We start from the raw sequence: 17,623 nt of genomic DNA, 5'->3' as shown, positions 1-17,623 counted from the left end.
AGCGAATATTGGAGTAACACCCGACACAGGCTACTGAGTGGAGGCGAGTGATGTGCGGTACATCGTTATTGCATGCCATTAATCGACGGCTTGCCCGGACAGCGCTTGTTGCCCGCAGGCATAATCCGGGGTTAATCGGCAGCCCTTTTAATCAACGCATTTGCAGGTAAAACCATGCACGTACTGGTTTGTGAAGACGATGAGTTGATCGCCAGCGGCATTGTCGCCGGCCTGACCGCCCAGGGCCTGACCGTAGAGCATGTCGCCACTGCATCGGCGGCCCGCGCGATGCTTAAAGTGGCCGAGTTCGACGTCATGGTGCTCGACCTTGGCCTCCCGGACGAAGATGGACTTAAACTCCTTCAGCAACTGCGCCAACAGGGCCTGGAAATTCCGGTGTTGATTCTGACGGCGCGCGATTCGGTCACTGACCGCGTCGATGGTCTGCAGGCCGGCGCCGACGACTACTTGCTCAAACCCTTTGACCTGCGCGAACTCGCTGCACGTTTGCATACCCTGCTGCGGCGTGTGGCCGGGCGTAGCGTCAATCTGATCGAGCACGGTGCTCTGACTTACGATCCAAGCAGCCGCGAAACCACGCTCGGCGGCCAATCGGTCGATTTATCGCGTCGCGAGCAGTCGCTGTTGCAGGCCCTGTTGCATAACCGTGGCCGCGTGCTGTCCACCGAGCAGCTCAAGGACAGCGTCTACGGTTTCAACGACGAACTGGAGAGCAACGCCCTCAACGTGCATATCCATCACCTGCGGCGAAAACTCGGCAATGGCATTGTCGAAACGGTGCGCGGCCTGGGTTATCGACTGGGGCCGGCCGATGGCGGAGATCAATCGAAGTGATGAGCCTGCGTTTGCGCCTGAGCCTGACACTCGGCGCCGCATTTGCGTTGATCTGGGCCCTGGCTGCAGCCTGGATGCTCAGCGATTTGCGCAACCAGATGATGTTTTCCCTTGACCAGCGACTGGTGGCGTCGGCGCGCATGGTCGCCGGCCTGATGGAGCAGATGCCAGCGTTGCCGACTAAGGGTGAGGGCACCCATTTCAGCGCGGAACAATTGAATATTCCCGGCGGCATGGCCTGTCAGGTCAGCTCGTTGCGCGGCGAGATCCTTGCCCGCAGTCACTCCGATCCGCAGCAAACCCTGGAAGCCGAGAAAGTGGGCTTTCACGATCAGATGATCGACGGCGCGCCGTGGCGCAGTTTCACCCTGGCGCGTGGTGATCTGCGGATCACCACGGCGGATCGACAGATCGAGCGGGAGGCGCTGAACATGTCGATTCTGCTGGCCGCTTCAGTGCCCGTCGGCGTGGCGTTGCTCGGGTGTCTGTGTCTGTTGTGGCTGGGGATCGGGCAAGGGCTGGCGCCGCTGAACCGCATGCGCGATGCCTTGATGCGCCGCAGTGCCGATTCCCTGGAGCCCTTGCAGATCCAGCCGCTGCCCAGCGAATTGCAACCCTTGCTGGACACCCAGAATCAACTGCTGCAGCGCATCGGCAAGACCATCGAACGCGAACGCCGGCTGACCGGTGACGCGGCCCATGAATTACGCAGTCCGCTGACGGCGATCAAGACCCACCTGCAAGTGGCGCGTATGACCGAAGGTGCGGCCCGGGATCAATCCCTGGCCCGTGCCGAAGAGGGCGCCGATCGCCTGCATCGCACCCTTGAGCAATTGCTGTTGCTGGCGCGCGTCGAGGGCAGTCTGTCGTTCGACGATGGCGTGCAATGCAGCGCCGAACAGGTGGCGAAACTGGCGATTCAGGATGCTGCCAGCAGTGATCGTCAGCGCATCAGGTTTCAACTGCCGCCAACGCTGTCTCATGCCCCGGTGCAAATGCCGGCGGTGCTGTCGATCGCCGCGTTGCGCAACCTGCTGGATAACGCGCTGCGACATACCCCAAGCGATGGGGCCGTGGAGCTGAGCCTTGATACGACAGGCGCTCGGGTGCGGTTTGTCGTTCGCGACCATGGCCCGGGCATTGCCGAAGACGATCTGCAACACCTGACCCAACGCTTCTGGCGCAATGGCCAAAGCACTGGCTGCGGTCTGGGGTTGGCGATAGTTCAGGCGATTGTTCAGCGTTGTGGTTGCACGTTGCATTTCGACAGCCGACCGGATGGGTTGCGGGTTGAACTGACCATGCCGTTGCAGCCGGCCTGACAAACCCCACTAAACCCCTGTGGGAGCGAGCCTGCTCGCGATAGCGGTCCGTCAGCCACATTGATGTTGAATGTGCCGCCGTCATCGCGAGCAGGCTCGCTCCCACATTTGGGTTCTGCGTTGCACATCAAATGAAACCTCTCTGCGCTGGTGTATCTGCCGCCACCGGCGCTATCGTCCCCGGCAGCTTTTTCTCAATGGATTGAGGTAACAGCGCCATGAATGCATCGATTTACATCAGCAAGGCAACTGCCGCCGACGCCGGCATCATCAGCCGGATCGTCGAGCGCTCCATCCGTGTCGGCTGCGCACTCGACCACCGCAACGATGCAAAAATCGTAGCGGCCTGGGTCCACAACAAATCCGTTGAACACATCAGCGCCTGGCTGACCGACCAGCGGTTGTACCTGAACATTGCGCTGTTGCAGGACAAACCGATCGGTGTCGCCATGGCCGCGGTCAGCGGCAAGGTCGCGTTCTGTTACGTGCAGCCGGAATGGTTTCGCCGGGGCGCCGGACAAGCGCTGGTGCAGGACCTCGAAGGCTGGTTGATCAATCAGGGGTTGCGTCAGGCGCAACTCAACAGCACCCGAACCAGCGAAGCGTTTTACCGTCATTTGGGTTACCGACCCTGTGCTCAAACCTTCAGGGTGGCGGGGCTCCACGCCATTCCCATGGACAAAGGCCTGTCGCCCCCTTCATAGAAAGCGGATCAAGGGGCTGAGTCCTATGCGTTTCCAGAACAGGAAAACCTTACTGAGCCTGATGGTCTGGCCCCCTTCGCGAGCAGGCTCGCTCCCACATTGGACGGTGTACACAAATCTACTGTGGGAGTGAGCCTGCTCGCGATGAGGCCTTAACATTCACTGCAAACACTCAACCCTGGCTGAACATTTCCTTCGCCCGTTGCTCGATCTGCTCCTGCGTCAGATCCTCTTTGCGCGTGGCCAGAAACCACAGATGCCCATAGGGGTCTTTCAAGGTCCCGGACCGGTCGCCATAAAACTGGTCCTTGACCTCGGACACCACGGTGCCACCGGCGGCAATCGCCTTGGCATAGGACTTATCGACGTCGGTCACGTACAGATGCAGTCCCACGGACGGTGAAGTGTTTGGATTGCTCAATGGCCCCTGTTCGCACGGTGTGCCGAGCATGATCGGGCAGTCGCCGATACGCAGTTCAGCGTGGCCGATGCCGCCGTCGGGCATGGACAGGCGCATGACTTCGATCGCGCCAAAGGCCTTCTTGTAAAATTCGATGGCTTCGGCCGCTTTCTGGATGCCCAGATACGGGGTGATGCTGTGATAACCCTCTGGAATAGGTTTGACGCTCATGATGGATCTCCCTGTTCTTGTCGTGAGTGAAAAATGTTCCTTCGCCGTTTTCCGGTCGGCTAACTATAGGCCAGCCCTTCTTTTGCCACCGAGTGACCGACGAGCAGCAGTACTGCTGTTCAGCCATCAACAGCGAAGCAACAGATTGCTCGGCTTTCTCATTAATAAACCCTGGAAATAGCGCTGAATTACCCGCAAACAGGGGCGCTGGCTGTCAGGCACAGAAGCTGCAATGACTTCTCGTAAACACTGGTACCGAGAGTCTTGTATGCCTGAATCTGCCGTTTATCCAATCAACCCACCGGCCGCCCATCGAATCGCCGATGAAGCCGAAGCCCTGCAGGTTGCCGAACGCGTGGCCGCCGTTTTGCTACAGCACGATGCCGAGCGTGATCGCAGTCGCCAGGTGCCTGCCGAGATCGTCGACTTCTACTCCAACAGTGGTTTGTGGGGCATCAGTGTGCCGAAAGCCTTCGGTGGCGCGCAGGTGTCCTACGCGGTGCTGGCGCAGGTGATCGCCATCATCTCGGCAGCCGATCCGTCGCTCGGGCAAGTCCCGCAAAATCACTATTGCCTGCTGGAAGACATTCGCCTCCAGGGCACCGCTGAGCAGCAGGCGCGTTTCTTTGAGCTGGCATTGCAAGGTCATCGTTTTGCCAATGCCCTGTCGGAAACCGGCGGCAAGAACGTGCAGGACATTCAGGCGACCCTCCGCCGTTATGGCGACGGCCATGTGATCAATGGCCGCAAGGGTTACTGCACCGGTTCGCTGTATGCCCACTGGTTGGCGGTGCTGGCGCTGGATGAGGATCAGAATGGCCAGTTGTCTTTCGTCGAGCGCGGAACCCGGGGGCTGGTGATCGTCGATGATTGGGACAGCATCGGCCAGCGCACCACGTCCAGCGGCACGGTGCTGGCCGAGGACCTGCACGTCTCGGCGTTCAATGTGTTCCCGACCTATCGCTCGTATGAAAGCCCGACCCTGGCCGGCCCGTTTGCCCAATTGACCACCGCCGCCATTGACGCCGGCATTGCCCGGGCGGCCCTGCGCGACACCATTGCCTTCGTTCAACAATTTGCCCGGCCGTGGATCGATGCGGGTGTGGAAAAGGCCAGCGAAGACCCCCTGACCATCATTCAGGTCGGGGGCTTGGATATTCGTCTGGAAGCCGCCGAAGCCTTGCTGGAACGGGCGGGTCGAGCCCTGGATGCGGCGCGTCCAGCGCCGGATGAAGACAATGTCGCCCGTGCCTCCCTGGCGGTGGCCAAGGCTAAGGTGCTGACTACCGAAATCGCCATCGAGGCCAGCAACAAACTCTTCGAACTCGGCGGCACTCGCTCGACGCTGAAGAAGCACAACTTCGATCGCCACTGGCGCAACGCGCGGGTTCACACCCTGCACGATCCGGTGCGCTGGAAGTACCACATGGTCGGCAACTGGCTGCTCAACGGCGTGAAGCCGCCGCGCCACGACTGGTCGTGATCATGGCTGAACTGCTGAAAAATATTTATTGGGCTGACATCGCCCAGGCATGTCTCGACACCCTGAGCATGCTCGGCGCCGCCCTCGGTTTTACCGTGCTATTGGGGTTGCCGCTGGGGGTGGTGTTATTCCTCACCGGCAAGCGCCAGTTGCATGAAGCCGTCGGCGTTTATCGGGTGCTGTCGATCATCGTGAACATGTTGCGCTCGCTGCCGTTCATCATTTTGCTGATTGTATTGATTCCCCTGACCACGCTGCTGGTAGGCACTTCGCTCGGCGTGCCGGGGACGATTCCGCCGCTGGTGGTAGGGTGCACGCCGTTCTTCGCGCGGCTGGTGGAAACCGCACTGCGTGAAGTCGATCGCGGGGTGGTGGAAGCGACCCAGGCCATGGGCGCGAACACTTGGCAGATTATCCGCCACACCTTGTTGCCCGAAGCACGGGGAGGGCTGTTGGCCGCCGTCACTGTCACGGCCATTGTGCTGGTGGATTACACCGCAATGGCCGGGGTGATTGGCGGCGGAGGCCTTGGTGACCTGGCGATTCGCTACGGCTACCAGCGTTTTCAGACCGACGTGATGGTGGTGACCGTGGTGCTTCTGCTGATCCTGGTCCAGGCCCTGCAAATGACCGGCGACCGATGGGTGGCGCGCTATAGCCATCACTGAACCTGACTCAAACCCAAAAAAATCGGCCCCACGTCCACCCCACGACGGCCACTCAAATCTGCCTAGGAGCACAGCATGAAAAAGACCCTGGCCATACTGGCTGCCGTTGTGTCGTTGAGCGTTCAGGCCAACGAAAAACTGACCGTTGGCGCCACTCCGGTGCCGCACGCGGAAATTCTCGAATTTGTGAAACCAGCACTGGCCAAGGAAGGCGTGGACCTGGACATCAAGGTCTTCACCGATTTCATCCAGCCCAACCAGCAGCTGGCATTGAAGAACCTCGACGCCAACTATTACCAGTACCGTCCGTTTCTCGATGACTACAACAAGACCCGCCACACCAATCTGGTGCCGGTGGTCGGGGTGCACATCGAACCGTTCGGCGCGTACTCGACCAAAATCAAAAACATCGCTGAACTCAAGGATGGCGCCACCGTGTCGATCCCAAACGACCCGGTGAACACCGGCCGCGCGCTGGTGCTCTTGCACGAAGCAGGGCTGATCAAACTCAAGGATCCGAGCAACACCCTGGCGACGCAGCGCGACATCGTTGAGAACCCCAAGCACCTGAAGATCCGTGAACTGGAAGGCGCGTTGCTGGCCCGTTCGGTGAGCCAGGTGGACCTGGCGTTTGTCTTCGCCAACTACGCCCTGGAAGCGGGGATCGACACCAACAGCGCGTTGATCGTCGAGAAGGGCAAGAGCCTGTATATCGAATTCCTTGTCGCACGGCCGGACAACATCAACGACCCTGGCCTGCAGAAACTGGCCAAGGCGTTGAATTCCGATGAGGTCCGGCAGTTCATTTTGACCCGCTACAAAGGGCAGATTGCGCCGGGGTTCTAACCTTAGGTCGGCCTTAAGGACGCCATCGCGAGCAAGCTCGCTCCCACATAGAATTTGTGAACGCCACAGATCAAATGTGGGAGCGAGCTTGCTCGCGATGGCCGCGCCGCTATTCCGGATCAACTCCCGATTCCAACAGCTGCGCCCCCGGCCCACGCTCCCCCAATACATCGCCAAAATTACGCAACGGACACGCCTCCATCGACAAACACCCACAACCAATGCAGCCATTGAGCCGGTCCCTCAGCAGCACAAGCTGATTGATCCGCTCATCCAGTTCCCGGCTCCACTGCGCCGACAACACCTTCCAGTCCGCCGCCGTTGGCGCCCGGTTGTCCGGCAGGGATTTCAACGCCTCACCAATCTCCGCCAACGGAATCCCCAACCGCTGCGCCACCTTGATCAAAGCCACCCGCCGTAATACTTCCCGTGGGTAACGCCGCTGGTTGCCCTGATTGCGATTACTGTTGATCAGGCCCTTGGATTCATAAAAGTGCAGGGCAGTGACTGCCACGCCGCTGCGTGCGGCCAATTGGCCGACGGTGAGTTCTTTATGCAAATTTTCCGAGGTGACCATTTCAAAAATGCCCCTTGACCTCAAGTTAACTAGAGGTTTTACCCTGCAGGCCTTCGGATCGCAAGATCCGGCTTACACGTGAGTGGGGACTATTCATGCAATTACTAGAGAAAAATCGCAGCTTCACCCAATTGATCGAATTCGAGATCGAACCCCATCAACAACTTGAACTGGTGTCGGCCTTAGCGAAACAGACTGAGCGACTGGCCCAAGACAACAGTGGTTTTCTGAGCGCCAGCATTCAGGCCAGCGACGACGGCCGGCGAGTGCTCAACTACCTGCAATGGCAATCTCGCGAGGCGGGTGACGCCGCGTTTCAGCGTTTTGAAAGCGGCGAGCAGGATTTCTGGCAGCTGATCTGCGCCCATCAGGCGAAAACCGTGACCTTCGGCTCGTTCCAGGTACTGCACAGTCTGGAACGCAGCCACGACAACGCGCTGCACTGCAATCTGGTGGGTTAAATCGACAACTGCATCAAGCGCTCACCCTGCACATTTTCCGTGGGGCGGCGCTTGTTCACCGCCAGCTCACCGATCTTGATCAAGCGCGTGCGGGTGACGTTGCGGCTCAGTCCCAGCAGTGCTGCCGTGTGGACCTGGTTGTAGTGGCAGAAGCGATACGCTGCCCGCAGCAGAGCATCTTCGACTTTCTCGTGCAGTGCGCCGGCCTGTTCCTCGAAAAGTCTTTGAAAGGCGCGGTCGAGCAAGGCTTGCGCTGAATCGTCGATGTTCGTCTGGCAGTCGTCCTGACGCTCGATGCGCATGTTCGACAGACGCAGGTCATCGCGCTCGATCACGCCATTGCGGCAGATCAGCAGGGTGTGATGAATGACATTTTCCAGCTCGCGGATGTTACCCGGCCAACTGTAGCCGCGCAGTTTCAGTTCAGCTCCTTTGCTGATGGTAATGCTGCCGTAGCCCAAGCGCTGGCTGTAGGTTTCGACGAAATGTCGGGTCAGTGGCAGGATGTCGCCGGGACGATCGCGCAGGGGACTTAATTCCAGGTTGACCACATCGAGGCGATAGTACAAATCCTCGCGGAAGTGCCCGGCGTTGATGGCTTTTTCCAATTGCACATTGGTCGCGGCCAGCACGCGCACATCGATGGGAATGCTCTTGCGTGAACCCAGTCGCACGACTTCGCGCTCCTGCAGCACTCGCAGCAACTTGACCTGAATCGCCATCGGCAAATCGCCGATTTCATCGAGGAACAATGTGCCGCCGTCGGCCTCTTCGAACCAGCCAGCCTTGGCACTCAGTGCCCCGGTAAAGGCTCCTTTTTCGTGACCGAACAATTCAGCCTCCACCAGGGATTCGGAGAACGCGCCGCAGTTCACTGCGACGAACGGACGGTTGCGTCGTGCGCTGAGGTTGTGGATATGTCGGGCGACCAGCTCCTTGCCAGTGCCGGTTTCGCCGATGATCAGTACGCTGGCTTCACTCGGCGCGACCTGCTGCAAATGCGCGAGCAAGGCCTGGGATTTCGGGTCTTCGAACACCTGGGCCGTGGCGCGGATTGAAGTGGCCAGTGCGGGCGAGGGCGGTAAGGTCAGCAGTTGCATGGGGCAAGTTCCATGAATAAGGCTATGAATAAAAAGTCGGGATCGGCAGGGGCTGGTTCGTGGCCGCCTGACAAATCATCCTTGTGGGAGACCGAGGCGCGGCTTTCGCGAGCAGGCTCGCTCCCACAGGGAAACGCATTCCATTGTGGGAGCGAGCCTGCTCGCGAAGACCTCCGCACAGTTGACACTCATGGTGGCTTCCAGACCCATTCGCGAGCAGGCGCGATCCCACAGGGACGATTTGTCAGGCCGTGGCTTTGGTGGGGAGGGGCCGGAACCAGAAAGCATTCATGAAGAAATCCTTAAGCGATTTACGACGGAATGGTTATAAAGGCTCTCTCTTATTCCGTAAAATATCGTTAAAAAATATTAATAGACCATAAATGAATATAAAAACCCGGCTGACTACGATCTTTTGATCGTGATACCCACTATCGAGCGCGTTGATTTCTACTGATCCAAGGCCCGGCGTAGCCTGTGTTTATTGCCCCGAACACAGTTGTCAGGACGCCAGACATGAAACCTCTACTCGCCACTTTCTTGCTGCTAGCGGTCTCCGTTCTCGCCGGATGTGCGAGCCATGTTTCACCGGAACTGCGGCCATACACCGCGGAAGAAACCAGGGAACTGGCACTGGAGAACCTGAATCGTCGCGGTTTGTCCTTCGACGAATACGAGGCGAAAAAAGCCGAATTGCTGGGTCAACCGCAGAAGTCGTTCACGTTTGACAACCATGGCGAGATGAACGCCGAACGCGCAGTACAGCGTCACGGCCACCCTAGCTGAGACTGTACTGCTCGAACTTTCACTCAACTGTCCATGGGTTTCCCGCAGGGCGTGCGATAGGGTCAATACCTGACTGACCCTGATGGACTGCCGCTTATGACGCTCTCATTCGATCTGCTGCTGGGCTTCGCCCTGTTTGCCCTCGTCACCTCGATCACGCCAGGCCCGAACAACACCATGTTGCTGGCATCGGGCGTGAACTTCGGCTTTAGCCGGACCATCCCCCATATGCTGGGCATCACCTGCGGTTTCTTTGTGTTGGTCGTGGCAGTGGGTTTCGGTCTGGGCGCGGTGTTCAAATCCTATCCGTTGCTCTACAGCGTGCTGCGTTACGTCGGGGCGGCGTATTTGTTGTACCTGGCATGGAAAATCGCCCATTCCGGACCGGTTTCCGACCGTGACGAAGGCAAGAGCAAACCGATCAGCTATCTCGGTGCCGCCGCGTTCCAGTGGGTCAACCCTAAGGCCTGGATCATGGCTATCGGTGCCATTAGCACTTACACACCTATGCAGGGCTATTTCACCAACGTGATCGTAATTGCCGCGGTGTTCGCCCTGATCAACCTGCCGAGCGTCGGCGTCTGGGCCGCGTGTGGCACGCTATTGCGCAATGTGCTGAAGGATCGCCGCTGGTTGCGCCTGTTCAACTGGGGCATGGCCGCACTACTGGTGGTTTCGTTGTATCCGTTGTTGCTTGAAAGCTTTAGCTGACGCATTGCTACAACCGGTTGCCCGATGCCTGTTAAGCTCGACTTCAGGAGCGTTCCTACGCACTTTGAAATGAAGTCGTACTTCTTTAACGCATCCGATCAGGGTATTGCTGGTTCGGTGGTTTCCAGCACCTGATCCCGGAACAAGCTCTGCGAGACTTTTATGAATAAACGCCCGTTGTATTTCGATTACGCCGCCACCACGCCGGTGGATGAGCGGGTCATCAAGGTCATGGTCGAGTGTCTGGGGTTTACCGGTAACTTCGGTAACCCGGCGTCCAGCTCCCACGCGTTCGGCCAACAGGCCCGGCAATCGGTCGAGCACGCGCGGCGTCAGGTGGCCGGACTGGTCGGTGCCCAAGCGGAACAGATCGTCTGGACCTCTGGTGCCACTGAGTCCAATAACCTCGCTCTCAAGGGCGTCGCCCAGGCTCGCGGTATTTCCGGCGGCCACATCATCACCAGTCAGATCGAACACAAGGCAATTCTCGACACGGCAAAACAACTGCAGGACGCGGGTGTTACGGTGACTTATCTGGTGCCTGACGCCGAGGGGTTGATTACCCCGCAAGCGGTCAGCGAGGCGATGCGCGAGGACACCTTTCTGGTCTCGCTGATGCTGGTCAATAACGAACTGGGCACCGTCAACGACATTCCGGCTATCGGCCAAGTGGTGCGTGATCGCGATGCGTTGTTCCATGTCGACGCGGCCCAGGGGGCGGGCAAAGTGGCGATTGACCTGGCTCAGTGGCCGGTGGATCTGATGTCGTTCTCGGCGCACAAGATTTATGGCCCCAAGGGCATTGGCGCGCTATATGTCGGCCCTCGCGCGCAACAGCGTTTGCAGGCGCAGATTCACGGCGGTGGTCACGAGGGCGGGTTGCGTTCGGGTACATTGGCGACTCACCAGATTGTCGCCATGGGCGTGGCTTTCGCGTTGGCAGCGCAATTGTTCGTTGAAGAAAAAGACACGATTGTGCGGCTGCGTGAGCGTTTGCTCGAACAGCTGCTGAGCATTCCCGGCGTTCGCCTCAATGGCAGCCCGATCCAGCGGATTCCCCATACCCTGAGCCTGACGTTCGATGAAGGCGAGTTCAATTCCGCGGCGTTGAGCACATCGATCGCGTTTTCCGCGACGTCGGCCTGCAACTCCGCGAGCAATGCGCCGTCCCATGTGCTGCTGGCGTTAGGGCATGACGCGCGCTCGGCCGGTCGAACCATTCGCTTGAGTCTCGGACGTTTCACCACCGAGCAGGACATCGACCAAGCCGTAGATCTGATTAAAGCGGCCTGCGCCAGTGCTCCGGCATTCTGGCAGTAGCGCCTTAAAGCGCCGACCCGTATCGGCACTCAACAATAATGATGAAGTGGTTAGCAGGAGACACGATGAGTACGCAGCCTTCGATCAATGGATCGGTGCCCCAGCGCCTGGCGCAAACCCGCGAACTGATGAGCCGGGAGGGTATTCACGCCTTGCTGGTGCCGTCGGCCGACCCGCACCTCTCGGAATACCTGCCGGGCTATTGGCAAGGGCGGCAATGGCTATCGGGTTTCCACGGTTCGGTCGGCACCTTGATTGTCACGCCGGACTTTGCCGGCGTCTGGGCTGACAGCCGTTACTGGGAGCAAGCGAGCAAGGAGCTCAAAGGCAGCGGCATCGAATTGGTCAAGCTGCAACCGGGTCAGCCCGGTCCGCTGGACTGGCTGGCCGAGCAAACCCCTGAAGGCGGCATCGTTGCGGTAGATGGTGCGGTGATGGCCGTGGCGTCGGCACGTACGTTGAGCGGCAAGCTCGAGGAGCGCGGCGCACGTCTGCGCACTGACCTCGATCTGTTGAGCGAGGTCTGGAGTGATCGTCCGACGTTGCCGAATGAGCCGATCTATCAACACTTGCCGCCACAGGCAACGGTCAGCCGTGTTGAAAAACTCGCCAAACTACGTGAAACACTTCAGGCACGTGGCGCCGACTGGCATTTCATCGCGACCCTGGATGACATCGCCTGGCTGTTCAACCTGCGCGGCGCTGATGTGTCGTTCAACCCGGTGTTCGTGTCCTTTGCCTTGATCAGTCAGCAGCAGGCGACGTTGTTTGTGGCGCTAAGCAAGGTCGACGCCGAGTTGCGTGCGGTCCTTGAACAAGACGGCGTGACCCTGCGCGATTATAGCGAAGTGGCGGCAGCCTTGAGCGCGGTACCGAGTGGGGCGAGCTTGCAGGTCGACCCGGCCCGGGTCACCGCGGGTTTGCTGGATAACCTGAACAGTGGCGTGAATCTGGTCGAAGGCTTGAACCCGACCACCTTGGCCAAATCGCAGAAAAGCCTGGCCGATGCCGAGCACATTCGTCAGGCCATGGAGCAGGACGGCGCAGCGCTGTGCGAATTCTTCACCTGGCTCGACACCGCGCTGGGGCGTGAGCGCATCACCGAATTGACCATCGACGAACACCTGACGGCTGCGCGTATTCGACGTCCAGGTTATGTATCGCTGAGCTTCAATACCATTGCCGCGTTCAACGCCAATGGTGCAATGCCGCATTACCACGCCACCGAAGAAGAACACGCGGTGATCGAAGGCGACGGGCTGTTGCTGATCGACTCCGGCGGCCAGTATCTGGGCGGTACCACCGACATCACCCGGATGGTACCGGTCGGTACACCAACCGATGAGCAGAAGCGCGATTGCACGCGGGTACTCAAAGGCGTGATTGCACTGTCCCGGGCGCAATTCCCTCGGGGCATTCTGTCGCCATTGCTGGACTCCATCGCTCGCGCGCCGATCTGGGCGGAGAGCGTCGATTACGGTCACGGCACCGGTCACGGCGTTGGTTATTTCCTGAATGTTCACGAAGGTCCGCAAGTCATCGCCTATCAGGCCACTGCGACGCCGCAAACCGCGATGCAACCCGGCATGATTACCTCGATCGAACCGGGTACTTACCGCCCGGGTCGTTGGGGGGTGCGGATCGAGAACCTGGCATTGAACCGCGAGGCAGGCAGCAGCGAATTCGGTGAATTCCTGAAGTTCGAAACCCTGACCCTGTGCCCGATCGACACTCGTTGCCTGGAGCCATCGCTACTGACGCTGGACGAGAAGCAGTGGTTCAACGCCTACCACGCCGAAGTGCGCGAACGGTTGAGCCCATTGCTCGATGGCGCAGCCCTTGAATGGCTCAACACTCGCACCGCCGCTATCTGATCGGCTTGAGTTCAGGCGCTGTTTCCAGCGCCTGGCTCATGTAGTCGACAAAGGCTTTGACCCTGGCGGATTGGCGACGATTGGCCGGGGACACGGCATGAGTTGGCAGCGACTCTGCGGTGTCGTCCTGCAAAATTGTCGTCACTCGACCGGCTTTCAGATCCTCGCTGAACAGCCACACCGGCGACTGCGCAATCCCCAATCCCCCCAGCACGCGCGCACTGATTGTTGACTCAGCCAACAGGCCGTTACGCTTGGCCTTAATCCAACGTCCTGCGCCTGCAGTTGGTCAGGTTTTGGTCAGGATCAGGGCCTGCGGGGTGAATCCTCTGGATGGCAAAATTCGTGCGGGCCAGGCTGACCATGCACGGCAGCCGTTGCCCGCGGTATTGGGTATTGATCTTGCGGACGTTGTTGAAGCGTTGGGGGAGGGTGTCAGCGGATGGCTGCCGGGCGATGAGGTTTACGCGATGGCGACCGGAATTGGCGGTGCGCAGGGGTCGCTGGCTTAGTACGCGGTGGTTGATGCCCGTTTGTTGGCGCGTAAACCGCGCAATCTGAGTCTGCGCGAAGCAGCAGGGTTGCCGTTGGTGCTGATCACAGCATGGGAGGGATTGGTAGACCGGGCTCAGGTGCGAGCGGGTCAGAAAGTATTGATTCATGGCGGCGCGGGTGGTGTCGGGCACGTTGCTGTGCAAATAGCTCGCGCGTTGGGTGCAGAGGTGTTCGCCACAGGCTCAGGGGCTTGAGCATCATGGACAAATTCTTCGAGAAACGGCGCAATTGATCGAGGCGGGCAAGTTGAAACCGTTGGTAGACCCTCGGCAATTCACATTGCAAAACGCCGAAGCCGCCCATGAGCTGCTTATGTCCGGAGCAGCACAGGGGCGATTGGTCGTCGAGATTTAACGCAGGGCTTCAAGGACGAAGTCCAGTCGATCCTGACCGAAGAACAGTTGATTATCGACGAACATGCTCGGTGCGCCGAATACACCTCGTTGCACGGCTTTCTCGGTGTTGTTCTTGAGCGTGGCTTTGACCTCCTCATCGGCGGTCAGGGCCATTATCTGATTGGGGTCGAAGCCGTTCTGCGTCAGCACTATCGTGACGATTGCCGGGTCATCGAGGCTACGGCCTTCAACCCAAAGGGCTTGAAACAGGCAGTCGATAAAGGCCTGAAAGCGTTCCGGATGGCGCAGTTGCATGCCTGTCACGGCGCGCATCAGCATCAGGGTGTTGATGGGAAAGTGCGGATTGAACTTGAGCGGTACGCCGTAGCGTTTGGCAAAGCGGTCCAGGTCCTGAAACATATAGCGGCCCTTGGCCGGGATGGTCGCCGGGGAGGCATTGCCAGTGGCTTTGAAGACGCCACCCAGCAATATTGGGGTGTAGATCAGCTGACTGTTGGTCTGCTCGCAGATTTTTGGCAGTTGGGTGTAGGCCAGGTAAGTGGCTGGGCTGCCGAGGTCGAAGTAGAACTCCACGGTTTTGCTCATGGTCGATACGCTCTGCTGATTGTTGTGGGGGAGGGCTTACCAGCGTTCGCTCCAGGGGCGCAGATCCAGCTCGAAGGTCCAGGCGTCTCGGGGCTGGCTGTGCAGGTACCAATAATTCTCGGCGATGTGCTCGGGGTTGAGGATGCCGTCCTGATCCTTGGTCGCGTACTTATCGGGAAAGGTGTCTTTAATGAAGTCGGTATCGATGGCTCCGTCGACGACTACGTGGGCGACGTGAATATTCATCGGGCCCAGTTCGCGAGCCATACTTTGGGCCAGAGCACGAATGCCGTGCTTGGCTCCGGCGAATGCCGCGAAACCCGCGGCACCCCGCATGCCGGCGGTGGCACCGGTGAACAGGATCGTGCCTCGTTGACGCTTGGCCATGCGCTTGGCCACTTCACGGGCATTGAGAAATCCTGAGAAGCAGGCCATTTCCCAGATCTTGAAATACTTGCGGGCGGTTTCCTCGAGAATGCTGCATGGCACATTGGCGCCGATATTGAAGACGAACGCTTCGATGGGGCCAATTTCGCTTTCTATCTGCTCGACCAGAGCAATCACATCTTCTTCCTTTCGCGCATCGCAGGCAAAACCGTAGGCTTGGCCACCTTCAGCCTTGATGGCATCTACCAGCGGCTGGAGTTTGTCCGCGCTGCGCCGGGTGACACAGGCGACAAATCCTTCGTGTGCAAAACGCTTGGCAATGGAGCCGCCTGTGGCATCCCCAGCGCCGACAACCAATACGACCTTCTTATTATTCATCGGTAGATCCCTTTGCTAAACGATCGTTAACTAAACGAACGTTATGCTACGATTCGGCAAGCGTCAAGGCGAACAATCCTGAGGGCAAGGCAATGCGATACTCGGCCAATCACAAGCTGGAAACCAAAGAGAAGTTGCTGGAAAGCAGTGCGGTATCGGCCAAGAAATGCGGATTTTCGACAGTGGGTGTCGACGGTTTGATGAAGGCTATCGGTTTGAGCGGAGGGGCTTTCTACAGCCACTTTTCATCGAAGGACGAATTGTTTGCTTCAATTGTCGAGCGCGAACTGGGCCAAAGCCTGGCTCGATTGGGGGCCGACCAGGACCGCAACAAACTCGAGCGCTGCCTTAAGCACTACCTGACCATGGCTCATGTCGAGCACCCGGAATCCGGTTGCGCCTTACCGACATTAGGCGCCGAAATTGCTCGCTCCGATGTGATGGTTCGTCAGCAAGCGGAAAGCTGGATCTGTCGACTTCAGGAGAGTTGGGCACGGGTTTTGGAAAGCGACAGCCTGGCTTGGGCGATTTTGTCGCAATGCATTGGTGCATTGGTGGTAGCGAGAATGCTGGCCACTCCGGACATTCAGCGCAGGGTGCTGAAGTCCAGTTACGATGAGATTGGCCGCCAGATCTCAAGTCCACGAACCTGACAGGGCGGCACAACCTATTTGCAGATGACGATCATGCTGCGGCTGGTATAGCCGGCAGGATTGAGGCCAAACGGATAATCGCCTGGTTCTTCCACAGCGTCGCCTGACTTGGCGATAACCTTATATCCCTTGGGGGCACATGAATCGGCTGCGCTGGAGTAGCACTTGTCCCAGGATGACGACAGCCCGGAACAGTTGATATGAAGTCCTTTCTTGCCACGCTTCGTATGCGTATCTGATGTCGCCGCGCAGCCCGCAACGGTCAATACAGCGATCAGTACCAAAATTCGTTTCATTGCTGTCCTTATTAGCGTCCCCGGATCTAGCGCCCGGGTTTGCCTGTTTTCGCTTTTGCTTGACGCGTTCTGAGATCCCTCTCCTGAAAAGTCCATGTCTGACACTGGATCTCGGCGTAAACATGGCCTAATTGAGCGTTAAATACCAGACCCTAGTCAAATCCTGTATCAATCGGTTGCGACCGCAGGCTTCGCGGTACTCCCCATGGTCATAGTCGCTCCAACGGACGCCAGAATGATGCACGCGATGGCCATCCACTGTGACAGTGCGAGGTACTCGTGGAGGAACAGCAGGCCTGACAATGCACCAATCGCAGGTTCAATACTCATTAGCGTGCCGAAGGTTCGGGCCGGCATTCGAGTGAGCGCGACCATCTCCAGCGTATAAGGCACAGCAGTGGAGAGAAGGGCGACACCAATGGCCACTGGAATCAGCGAAGGTGTCAGCAATGCTGCACCAGCATGGACGATGCCGATAGGGGCTACGAACAGGGCCGCGATAATTACCCCCAGTGCCGCGCTTGGTATCCCATTGTCGGCACCGGCTTTTTGACCGAACAGAATGTACAGGGCCCAGCAAACACCGGCGCCCAAGGCATAACCGGTACCTGCCAAGTCGATTCTCGCCGCTGTTGCACCAGTAGGTATTAATAGCAGCAGGCCCACAGCGGCGAGGGCGATCCACAAGAAATCGATCGCGCGACGTGAGGCATAGATGGCTACCGCCAATGGCCCGGTGAACTCTAGCGCTACCGCGATACCCAATGGCACTGTCTGCAAGGACATATAAAATAGGAAGTTCATGCCGCCCAGCGCCGTTCCGTAGACGATGACGGTGCGTAGGGACTTCGCAGTGAGCTTCGCCCGCCAAGGGCGCAGTATTATCATCATGATCACGCTAGCGAAAATGAGACGCAGGGTAGTGGTCCCTTGTGCGCCAATAATAGGGAACATGCTTTTCGCCAGGGAGGCTCCAGACTGAATCGACGACATGGCTATTAATAGCAGGCCAACCGAGAACAGGGTCGAGGATAGGCTGCGGGGTTGGTCATTCATGGCGTGGCATCGTCCGTAG

19 protein-coding genes and 2 pseudogenes are annotated in these 17,623 nt (G+C 58.7%); 13 read left to right on the top strand and 8 right to left on the bottom strand.

From position 1 onward, the window contains the following. Positions 1–174: 174 nt before the first annotated feature. The 3 genes from AC1MDT_RS13410 to AC1MDT_RS13400 all read left to right on the top strand — a co-directional run bounded on the left by AC1MDT_RS13410 (position 175) and on the right by AC1MDT_RS13400 (position 2,881). Positions 175–855 (top strand): response regulator, encoded by a 681-nt coding sequence (locus AC1MDT_RS13410; protein WP_480422468.1) that lies wholly within the window; start codon positions 175–177, stop codon positions 853–855. Next, the gene (locus AC1MDT_RS13405; protein ID WP_480422467.1) at positions 852–2,177 is read left to right on the top strand and encodes an ATP-binding protein; all 1,326 of its coding nucleotides are present in this window, start codon (positions 852–854) and stop codon (positions 2,175–2,177) included. Before AC1MDT_RS13410 ends, AC1MDT_RS13405 begins: the two co-directional genes overlap by 4 nt. Positions 2,178–2,395: 218 nt before the next feature. Then, positions 2,396–2,881 (top strand): GNAT family N-acetyltransferase, encoded by a 486-nt coding sequence (locus AC1MDT_RS13400; protein WP_480422466.1) that lies wholly within the window; start codon positions 2,396–2,398, stop codon positions 2,879–2,881. A 172-nt stretch (positions 2,882–3,053) separates the two neighbouring features. Here the strand turns inward: AC1MDT_RS13400 and AC1MDT_RS13395 are convergent, their stop codons facing one another. Continuing rightward, a complete protein-coding gene (locus AC1MDT_RS13395) occupies positions 3,054–3,512 on the bottom strand; it encodes a VOC family protein (protein ID WP_480422464.1) in 459 nt (152 codons plus the stop codon). A gap of 268 nt (positions 3,513–3,780) precedes the next feature. On the opposite strand from AC1MDT_RS13395, the gene AC1MDT_RS13390 reads away from it, so the two are divergent. The 3 genes from AC1MDT_RS13390 (at position 3,781) to AC1MDT_RS13380 (ending at position 6,509) form a co-directional block, all read left to right on the top strand. Beyond that, positions 3,781–4,995, top strand: a complete 1,215-nt coding sequence (locus AC1MDT_RS13390) for an SfnB family sulfur acquisition oxidoreductase (RefSeq protein ID WP_480422463.1) — start codon at positions 3,781–3,783, stop codon at positions 4,993–4,995. Between the two features lie 2 nt (positions 4,996–4,997). Continuing rightward, complete coding sequence (locus AC1MDT_RS13385) at positions 4,998–5,663, top strand: methionine ABC transporter permease (protein ID WP_480422462.1); 666 nt, start codon at positions 4,998–5,000, stop codon at positions 5,661–5,663. 75 nt (positions 5,664–5,738) lie between these two features. Continuing rightward, positions 5,739–6,509 (top strand): MetQ/NlpA family ABC transporter substrate-binding protein, encoded by a 771-nt coding sequence (locus AC1MDT_RS13380; RefSeq protein ID WP_480422461.1) that lies wholly within the window; start codon positions 5,739–5,741, stop codon positions 6,507–6,509. A gap of 109 nt (positions 6,510–6,618) precedes the next feature. On the opposite strand, the gene soxR is transcribed toward AC1MDT_RS13380, so the two are convergent. Then, positions 6,619–7,086 carry a redox-sensitive transcriptional activator SoxR gene (gene soxR / locus AC1MDT_RS13375; protein ID WP_480422459.1) on the bottom strand — a complete coding sequence of 156 codons (468 nt, stop codon included), beginning with the start codon at positions 7,084–7,086 and terminating at the stop codon, positions 6,619–6,621. A 95-nt stretch (positions 7,087–7,181) separates the two neighbouring features. Between soxR and AC1MDT_RS13370 the strand changes: the two genes are divergently transcribed. After that, the gene (locus AC1MDT_RS13370) at positions 7,182–7,547 is read left to right on the top strand and encodes an antibiotic biosynthesis monooxygenase (RefSeq protein ID WP_480422458.1); all 366 of its coding nucleotides are present in this window, start codon (positions 7,182–7,184) and stop codon (positions 7,545–7,547) included. Here AC1MDT_RS13370 and AC1MDT_RS13365 read toward each other — a convergent pair. Beyond that, complete coding sequence (locus tag AC1MDT_RS13365) at positions 7,544–8,647, bottom strand: sigma-54 interaction domain-containing protein (RefSeq protein ID WP_480422457.1); 1,104 nt, start codon at positions 8,645–8,647, stop codon at positions 7,544–7,546. The genes AC1MDT_RS13370 and AC1MDT_RS13365 overlap by 4 nt on opposite strands. A 516-nt stretch (positions 8,648–9,163) precedes the next feature. Between AC1MDT_RS13365 and AC1MDT_RS13360 the strand changes: the two genes are divergently transcribed. From AC1MDT_RS13360 to AC1MDT_RS13345, 4 genes are all read left to right on the top strand, one after another. Next, the gene (locus AC1MDT_RS13360; RefSeq protein WP_480422456.1) at positions 9,164–9,433 is read left to right on the top strand and encodes a hypothetical protein; all 270 of its coding nucleotides are present in this window, start codon (positions 9,164–9,166) and stop codon (positions 9,431–9,433) included. A gap of 96 nt (positions 9,434–9,529) precedes the next feature. Then, on the top strand, positions 9,530–10,144 hold the full coding sequence (locus AC1MDT_RS13355) for a LysE family translocator (protein ID WP_480422454.1): 615 nt from the start codon (positions 9,530–9,532) through the stop codon (positions 10,142–10,144). Between the two features lie 162 nt (positions 10,145–10,306). Continuing rightward, positions 10,307–11,464 (top strand): cysteine desulfurase family protein, encoded by a 1,158-nt coding sequence (locus AC1MDT_RS13350; protein ID WP_480422453.1) that lies wholly within the window; start codon positions 10,307–10,309, stop codon positions 11,462–11,464. Positions 11,465–11,529: 65 nt separating this feature from the next. Then, positions 11,530–13,338 carry an aminopeptidase P family protein gene (locus tag AC1MDT_RS13345; RefSeq protein ID WP_480422452.1) on the top strand — a complete coding sequence of 603 codons (1,809 nt, stop codon included), beginning with the start codon at positions 11,530–11,532 and terminating at the stop codon, positions 13,336–13,338. On the opposite strand, the pseudogene AC1MDT_RS13340 reads toward AC1MDT_RS13345, so the two are convergent. Beyond that, a pseudogene (locus tag AC1MDT_RS13340) lies at positions 13,331–13,558 on the bottom strand (LysR substrate-binding domain-containing protein); the annotation flags it as partial. The gene AC1MDT_RS13345 and the pseudogene AC1MDT_RS13340 sit on opposite strands and share 8 nt — an antisense overlap. Between AC1MDT_RS13340 and AC1MDT_RS13335 the strand changes: the two are divergent. Next, a pseudogene (locus tag AC1MDT_RS13335) lies at positions 13,533–14,247 on the top strand (alcohol dehydrogenase catalytic domain-containing protein). The pseudogenes AC1MDT_RS13340 and AC1MDT_RS13335 sit on opposite strands and share 26 nt — an antisense overlap. On the opposite strand, the gene AC1MDT_RS13330 reads toward AC1MDT_RS13335, so the two are convergent. Together AC1MDT_RS13330 and AC1MDT_RS13325 are read right to left on the bottom strand one after the other, a co-directional pair. Next, the gene (locus AC1MDT_RS13330) at positions 14,244–14,834 is read right to left on the bottom strand and encodes a 2-hydroxychromene-2-carboxylate isomerase (protein WP_480422451.1); all 591 of its coding nucleotides are present in this window, start codon (positions 14,832–14,834) and stop codon (positions 14,244–14,246) included. The pseudogene AC1MDT_RS13335 and the gene AC1MDT_RS13330 overlap by 4 nt on opposite strands. Positions 14,835–14,870: 36 nt before the next feature. Next, a complete protein-coding gene (locus AC1MDT_RS13325) occupies positions 14,871–15,599 on the bottom strand; it encodes an SDR family oxidoreductase (RefSeq protein ID WP_480422450.1) in 729 nt (242 codons plus the stop codon). Positions 15,600–15,691: 92 nt separating this feature from the next. On the opposite strand from AC1MDT_RS13325, the gene AC1MDT_RS13320 reads away from it, so the two are divergent. Continuing rightward, a complete protein-coding gene (locus tag AC1MDT_RS13320; protein WP_480422449.1) occupies positions 15,692–16,252 on the top strand; it encodes a TetR/AcrR family transcriptional regulator in 561 nt (186 codons plus the stop codon). Between the two features lie 14 nt (positions 16,253–16,266). Here AC1MDT_RS13320 and AC1MDT_RS13315 read toward each other — a convergent pair whose 3' ends face one another. Further along, positions 16,267–16,548: a hypothetical protein gene (locus tag AC1MDT_RS13315; RefSeq protein WP_480422448.1), complete on the bottom strand. Its 282-nt coding sequence runs from the start codon at positions 16,546–16,548 to the stop codon at positions 16,267–16,269. Positions 16,549–16,716: 168 nt separating this feature from the next. Then, a complete protein-coding gene (gene rhtA, locus AC1MDT_RS13310; RefSeq protein ID WP_480422447.1) occupies positions 16,717–17,604 on the bottom strand; it encodes a threonine/homoserine exporter RhtA in 888 nt (295 codons plus the stop codon). Positions 17,605–17,623 lie beyond the last annotated feature (19 nt).

This window comes from Pseudomonas sp. ASL7, from assembly GCF_056680375.1.
The sequence above is the reverse complement of the archived record's forward strand: the minus strand, read 5'-3'. Positions and strand labels throughout refer to the sequence as shown.

Coding starts and splice junctions, on each gene's coding strand:
- AC1MDT_RS13365 (WP_480422457.1), bottom strand. CDS start 8,647: ATGCAACTGCTGACCTTACCGCCCTCGCCCGCACTGGCCACTTCAATC.
- AC1MDT_RS13380 (WP_480422461.1), top strand. CDS start 5,739: ATGAAAAAGACCCTGGCCATACTGGCTGCCGTTGTGTCGTTGAGCGTT.
- rhtA (WP_480422447.1), bottom strand. CDS start 17,604: ATGAATGACCAACCCCGCAGCCTATCCTCGACCCTGTTCTCGGTTGGC.
- AC1MDT_RS13315 (WP_480422448.1), bottom strand. CDS start 16,548: ATGAAACGAATTTTGGTACTGATCGCTGTATTGACCGTTGCGGGCTGC.
- AC1MDT_RS13360 (WP_480422456.1), top strand. CDS start 9,164: ATGAAACCTCTACTCGCCACTTTCTTGCTGCTAGCGGTCTCCGTTCTC.
- AC1MDT_RS13345 (WP_480422452.1), top strand. CDS start 11,530: ATGAGTACGCAGCCTTCGATCAATGGATCGGTGCCCCAGCGCCTGGCG.
- AC1MDT_RS13400 (WP_480422466.1), top strand. CDS start 2,396: ATGAATGCATCGATTTACATCAGCAAGGCAACTGCCGCCGACGCCGGC.
- AC1MDT_RS13395 (WP_480422464.1), bottom strand. CDS start 3,512: ATGAGCGTCAAACCTATTCCAGAGGGTTATCACAGCATCACCCCGTAT.
- AC1MDT_RS13355 (WP_480422454.1), top strand. CDS start 9,530: ATGACGCTCTCATTCGATCTGCTGCTGGGCTTCGCCCTGTTTGCCCTC.
- AC1MDT_RS13410 (WP_480422468.1), top strand. CDS start 175: ATGCACGTACTGGTTTGTGAAGACGATGAGTTGATCGCCAGCGGCATT.
- AC1MDT_RS13320 (WP_480422449.1), top strand. CDS start 15,692: ATGCGATACTCGGCCAATCACAAGCTGGAAACCAAAGAGAAGTTGCTG.
- soxR (WP_480422459.1), bottom strand. CDS start 7,086: ATGGTCACCTCGGAAAATTTGCATAAAGAACTCACCGTCGGCCAATTG.
- AC1MDT_RS13390 (WP_480422463.1), top strand. CDS start 3,781: ATGCCTGAATCTGCCGTTTATCCAATCAACCCACCGGCCGCCCATCGA.
- AC1MDT_RS13330 (WP_480422451.1), bottom strand. CDS start 14,834: ATGAGCAAAACCGTGGAGTTCTACTTCGACCTCGGCAGCCCAGCCACT.
- AC1MDT_RS13350 (WP_480422453.1), top strand. CDS start 10,307: ATGAATAAACGCCCGTTGTATTTCGATTACGCCGCCACCACGCCGGTG.
- AC1MDT_RS13370 (WP_480422458.1), top strand. CDS start 7,182: ATGCAATTACTAGAGAAAAATCGCAGCTTCACCCAATTGATCGAATTC.
- AC1MDT_RS13325 (WP_480422450.1), bottom strand. CDS start 15,599: ATGAATAATAAGAAGGTCGTATTGGTTGTCGGCGCTGGGGATGCCACA.
- AC1MDT_RS13385 (WP_480422462.1), top strand. CDS start 4,998: ATGGCTGAACTGCTGAAAAATATTTATTGGGCTGACATCGCCCAGGCA.